Source organism: Nocardiopsis sp. JB363 (assembly GCF_900143625.1).
Taxonomy (GTDB): Bacteria; Actinomycetota; Actinomycetes; order Streptosporangiales; family Streptosporangiaceae; genus Nocardiopsis.
Map to the genome: position 1 here is coordinate 1 of NZ_FRFF01000203.1, position 6,004 is coordinate 6,004.

The window sequence follows — 6,004 nt, forward strand, 5'->3', positions numbered from 1 at the left end:
CAACATCGCCTTGACGCGTGCGGTGCGGGCGGCAACAATCACGCGGCGGGGAAGGGGGAACGCACCGTCACCGCGCCAGAACACCAGAAGGACCACCCCCTCAGTCGCCCCACCAACACACCCAAAAGACGCCCAGCAAGCCGACGCCTCTCCATCTCAGAGCAGGTCAGTGTCCGATACCACGTCGGAGTCCTCAGTCTCCGCGTCCCTCTCCACGTCCCTCTCCACGTCCCTCTCCGTGTCCCTCTCCACGCCCGCCTCTGTCTCTGCTTCTGCTTCTGCCTCTGCTTCTGCCTCTGCCTCAGCCTCAGTCTCCGCGTCCAGTTCCTCCCGGACGATCCGGTACGACAAACCACCCGGATAGCCCTTTCGGGCAAGAGCGCCCACGGCACGACGGATGCGGGTCTCGGGGTCCTTGCCTCGGCTGCCGGCCAGCCGCTTGCGGGCCAGGGCCCGCGCGGCCTCGGTCTCGTCCTCGTCGCTGACCTCGGCGACCGCCTCGCGGACGGTCTCCTCCTCGATCCCGCGGGTGCGCAGTTCTTGGGAGAGCGCACGACGGGACAGGCGTCGGCTGTGGTGGCGGGAGGAGACCCACCCCTTCGCGAAGGCGGCGTCGTCGATCAGCCCCGCTTCCTCGATCCGGTCGAGGGCCCGCGTGATGATCTCCTCCTCGTATTCCCGCCGGTACAGGGAACGTTCGAGTTGGGCGCGGGTGCGCGGGGAATGCGTGAGCATGCGCAGGGCCAGGTTTCTGGCCTTGGCTTCCAGGTCCTCCCCGGACGGGCGCTCGGGCCCGTCCGGGGGCTGGTCGGCGCTCACCGGGTCGGACATCTCGTCCGGCTCGGTGCGGTCGGATGACCGGCGCCGATCACGCATCCGTGTCGGTCACCTTCGGAGTCTTGACCGAAGCCTTCTTGGTGGTGGGGGCCTTGGCGACGGTGTCCTTGGCGGCGGCGTCCTTGACCGGGTCGGCCTTGGTGTCGGCGTCGGATCCGGAGGCGCTGTCGTCGCCGGAGGACGCTCCCACTCCCAGCTTCTCCTTGATCTTCTTCTCGATCTCGTTGGCCATGTCGACGTTCTCGAGCAGGAACTTGCGGGAGTTCTCCTTGCCCTGGCCCAGCTGTGTTCCGTCGTAGGTGTACCAGGCGCCGGACTTGCGTACGACGCCGTGTTCCACACCCAGGTCGATCAGGCTGCCCTCTCGGGAGACTCCGACACCGTAGAGAATGTCGAACTCCGCCTGCTTGAAGGGTGGCGCGACCTTGTTCTTGACGACCTTGACCCGCGTACGGTTACCGACCGCGTCGGTGCCGTCCTTGAGGGTCTCGATGCGCCGGACGTCCAACCGGACCGAGGCGTAGAACTTGAGCGCCCGACCACCCGAGGTGGTCTCGGGCGAGCCGAACATGACGCCGACCTTCTCGCGCAGCTGGTTGATGAAGATCGCGGTGGTGCCGGTGGAGCTCAGCGCGCCGGCGATCTTGCGCAGGGCCTGGGACATCAGGCGGGCCTGTAGGCCGACGTGGCTGTCACCCATCTCACCCTCGATCTCGGCGCGGGGCACCAGGGCCGCCACGGAGTCGATGACGATGACGGAGATCGCACCGGAGCGGATCAGCATGTCGACGATCTCCAGCGCCTGCTCACCGGTGTCCGGCTGGGAAAGGAGGAGCTCGTCGGTGTCGACACCGATCTTCTTGGCGTACTCGGGGTCCAGGGCGTGCTCGGCGTCGACGAAGGCGGCGATGCCACCCAGTTTCTGCGCGCTGGCCACCGCGTGCAGGGCGACGGTGGTCTTACCGCTGGACTCGGGACCGTAGATCTCCACGACCCGGCCCTTGGGCAGGCCGCCGATGCCCAGGGCCACGTCCAGCGAGATGGCGCCGGTGGGGATCGCCTCGATCGGCGGACGGTCCTCGTCGCCCAGGCGCATGATGGAGCCCTTGCCGAACTGCCGCTCGATCTGCGCGAGCGCTGTGTCGAGAGCCTTGTCTCGGTCTCCAGAAGCCACGGGGTTCCCCTGTTGGGTCGATGCCTTTTTCTTCATGATGCGCTTGACGCTACGCGGTCGGTACGACAATCGCGACGTTCGCCAGCGGTGCCATCCTACCCGAACCTATGTTCGATTCCAGGTTCTTCCACAGATCGAACGTGTCGCTCAGCGTGCGGCGGACGGAAGGTCGAACGTCTCGCACACCGCTCGCCAGATCTCCTTGGCCCCTACCCCATCGGCCAACGCCTGTTCGATGGTGCGGGAGCCCAGTCCCTCGATCACGTAGTCCTTGGCGAGACTCTCGGCGTAGACCTCGCCGAACTGCTCGTGCATGTTGTTCCAGAAGTTGGTGAGTCTCATCGGCCCCAGTATGAGTGATGGTCGGGACCCGAGTGGTGTTGTCCACAGGCCCGATTCGGGAAGCGGGTGTGTCACCGTCCGGTTTCTGTCGGAGCGCTTCGGCAGACTGGCCGGATGAGCGGCCCCTTGGAACCCTTCGGCACGGCGACACGGACCTGGTTCGAACAGGCCTTCCCCAACGGCCCCACCCGGGCCCAGGTCGAGGCGTGGTCCTCGGTCTCGCGCGGCCACGACACCCTGGTGGTGGCGCCCACGGGTTCGGGCAAGACCCTGTCCGCCTTCCTGTGGTCACTGGACCGGCTGCTCCACTCCCCCGTGCCCGAGGACCGTTCCCGACGTTGCCGGGTCCTGTACGTGTCCCCGCTGAAAGCGCTCGCGGTGGACGTGGAGCGCAACCTGCGTCGTCCCTTGGCCGGTATCACCGCCGCCGCGACCGCCGCCGGAGAGGAACTGTCCCCGGTGACGGTGGGGGTGCGCACCGGCGACACCCCGGCCCAGGAACGGCGCCGCCTGGCCACGCATCCGCCGGACGTGCTCATCACCACCCCCGAGTCGTTGTTCCTGGTGCTCACCTCCAAGGCCCGCGAAGGTCTGGCCGGGGTGGAGACGGTGATCGTGGACGAAGTGCACGCGCTGGCGGGGACCAAGCGCGGCGCCCACCTGGCGCTCAGCCTGGAGCGGCTGAGCGAGCGGCTCGCCGACCGGCCGACGCGACCGGCGCAGCGGATCGGGCTGTCGGCCACCGTCCGCCCGCGGGAGGTGGTGGCCGACTACCTCGGCGGCGCGCGGATCGTCGCCCCGCCGGACGCACCGCGCATGGACCTGCGGGTGGAGGTACCGGTACCGGACCTGGAGGAGCCGGGCGGCCCGGTGTGGCCGCACGTGGAGCGCCGGGTCCTGGACCTGGTGGAGGCGCACCGTTCCACCATCGTGTTCACCAACGGCCGCCGCACGGCGGAGAAACTGTGCGCCCGGCTCAACGACCTGCACGCCGAACGCACCGGTGACGGGCTTCCCGAAGAGGAGGTGGCCGCGCAGGTCAGCGGCCAGTCCGGGCAGAGCCGGGGCGCGGACGCGGTGATCGCGCGCGCCCACCACGGGTCGATGTCCAAGTCGGAGCGGGCGCTGATCGAGGACGACCTGAAGGAGGGCCGGCTGCGATGCGTGGTGGCCACCTCCAGCCTGGAGCTGGGTGTGGACATGGGCGCGGTGGACCTGGTGGTGCAGGTGGCCTCTCCCCCTTCGGTGGCCAGTGGTCTGCAACGGGTCGGGCGGGCCGGGCACCAGGTGGGCGAGGTGTCGCGCGGGGTGTTCCTGCCCCAGTACCGGGGCGACCTGTTGGCGACCACCGTGGTGACCGAGCGGATGCGCGAGGGCGGGATCGAGCGGTTGGAGATGCCGCGCAATCCCCTGGACGTGTTGTCCCAGCAGGTCGTGGCGATGGTGGCGATGGACGAGTGGTCGGTGTCGGGGCTGGCCGCGGTGGTGCGGCGCGCGGCTCCGTTCTCGGACCTGTCCGACTCGGTGTTGGGGTCGGTGTTGGACATGCTGTCGGGGCGCTATCCCTCCGACGAGTTCGCGGAGCTGCGGCCACGCCTGGTGTGGGACCGGGAGGAGGACGTGCTGCGTGCCCGGCCCGGTACCCAGCGGTTGGCGGTGATCAGCGGTGGGACCATCCCCGACCGGGGTCTGTTCAAGGTGCACCTGGCCTCGGATCCGGATGGTCGGGCGCCCACCCGGGTCGGTGAGTTGGACGAGGAGATGGTGTACGAGTCGCGGGTGGGCGACGTGTTCGTGTTGGGGTCGACGTCGTGGCGGATCGAGGCGATCACGGCCGATCGGGTGATGGTGTCGCCGGCGCCGGGGCGGCCGGGGCGGATGCCCTTCTGGAAGGCGGACGCGCAGGGCCGTCCGGCGGAGCTGGGCCGGGCGGTGGGCGCCGCCACCCGGGAGTTGGCGGGGTTGGACGCCGTGGAGGGGCGCGCGTCGGCGGTCACCGCCGGGTTGGACGCGTGGGCGGCGGACAATCTGGTGGAGTACGTGGCGGAGCAGCGTGAGGCCACCGGGCAGGTTCCGGACGATCGCACCGTGGTGATCGAGCGGTTCCGCGACCAGGTGGGCGACTGGCGCGCGGTGGTGCACTCGCCATTGGGTGCCAGGGTGCACGCGCCGTGGGCGTTGGCGATCGGTGGGCGGTTGCGCGACCGGTTCGGGATGGACGCCCAGGTGGTGCACGGCGACGACGGGATCGTGCTGCGGTTGCCGGACGTGGAGAGCGGCGGCGTGGGGCGTCCCGGTGAGTTGGCGGATCTGGTGGCGGTGGACCCCGACGGTGTGGAGGCGTTGGTCACCGAGGAGCTGACCGGGTCGGCGTTGTTCGCTTCGCGGTTCCGTGAGTGCGCGGCGCGGGCGTTGCTGTTGCCGCGTCAGCGTCCGGATCGGCGGATGCCGTTGTGGCAGCAGCGTTTGCGGTCCCAGCACCTGTTGTCGGTGGCGGGTCGGTACGGGTCCTTCCCGATCGTGTTGGAGACGGTGCGCGAGTGTCTGCGGGACGTGTTCGACGTTCCGGAGTTGACGCGGGTGTTGGCGGACGTGCGGGCGCGGCGGATCCGGGTGGTGGAGGTGGAGACCACGCGGGCGTCGCCGTTCGCGCGGTCGTTGCTGATGGAGTACACGGCGGCGTTCCTGTACGAGGGGGATGCGCCCGCGGCGGAGTCCCGGGCCCAGGCGTTGACCCTGGACACGTCGTTGTTGGCGGACCTGTTGGGCGGCACGGACCTGCGGGAGTTGTTGGACCCGGAGGTGGTGGCGCGTACCGGCGCCCTGTTGCAGCGGGTGGCCGCGCCGGTGCGGGATCTGGAGGGGACCGCGGACCTGTTGCGCGAGGTGGGCCCGTTGTCGACCGATGAGGCGGTCGAGCGTGGGGCGGACCCCGCCTGGTTGTTCGACTTGGAGGGTGCCGGTCGCGCGGTGCGCATGCCGGTGGCCGGGGTGGAGCGCTGGTGCGCGGTGGAGGACGTGTCGCGGTTGCGGGACGCTCTGGGTGCGGAGCCGCCGCCGGGGGTGCCGTCGGTGTTCCTGGAGCCGGTGGAGGAGCCCCTTACGGACCTGGTGTCCAGGTACGCGCGCACGCATGGACCGTTCACGTCGGCGGAGGTGTCGGCCCGGTCGGGTGTGGACGTCGATGTCGTGGAGGGCGCTCTGCGGGGGTTGGCCCGTCGGGGACGGGTGGCGCGCGGTGGGTTCCGTCCCGGGGGTTCGGGGACCGAGTGGTGTGACGCGGATGTGCTGCGCCGGTTGCGGCGGGGGTCGATCGCCCGGTTGCGCCGGGAGGTGGAGCCGGTGGAGCCGTCGACGTTGGCGGTGTTCTCTCCGTTGTGGCAGCGGGCGGTTCCGGGTGAGCGGTGGCGTGGTCCGGACGCGGTGTTCGAGGCGGTGGAGTCCTTGAGGGGCGTGCCGTTGGTGGCGTCGTCCCTGGAGTCGTTGGTGCTACCGACCAGGGTGGAGGGGTACCTCGCGTCGTCGTTGGACGCGCTCACCCAGGCGGTGAGGTATGTCACTTATACACATCAGACGCTGCCGACGAATAGAGAGGTGTAGATCTCGGTGGTCGCCGTATCATTAAAAAAAAAAGGGGGGGGGGGGGGGGGG

Annotated in this window: 2 protein-coding genes and 1 pseudogene; all 3 read right to left on the bottom strand. The window is 69.7% G+C overall.

Annotation, left to right across the window (positions count from 1 at the left end; all coding sequences use genetic code 11):
* Positions 1–306: 306 nt before the first annotated feature.
* Positions 307–876, bottom strand: a pseudogene (locus BQ8420_RS30865) (regulatory protein RecX); the annotation flags it as partial.
* A complete protein-coding gene (gene recA / locus BQ8420_RS30870; protein WP_087104046.1) occupies positions 869–2,011 on the bottom strand; it encodes a recombinase RecA in 1,143 nt (380 codons plus the stop codon). The pseudogene BQ8420_RS30865 and the gene recA, both read right to left, overlap by 8 nt.
* 147 nt (positions 2,012–2,158) lie before the next feature.
* The gene (locus tag BQ8420_RS30875; RefSeq protein ID WP_087104048.1) at positions 2,159–2,353 is read right to left on the bottom strand and encodes a DUF3046 domain-containing protein; all 195 of its coding nucleotides are present in this window, start codon (positions 2,351–2,353) and stop codon (positions 2,159–2,161) included.
* Positions 2,354–6,004: the final 3,651 nt, after the last annotated feature.

What these genes read in the sequence shown, in the direction of transcription:
- BQ8420_RS30875 (WP_087104048.1), bottom strand. Translation starts at nt 2,353, where the DNA reads ATGAGACTCACCAACTTCTGGAACAACATGCACGAGCAGTTCGGCGAG.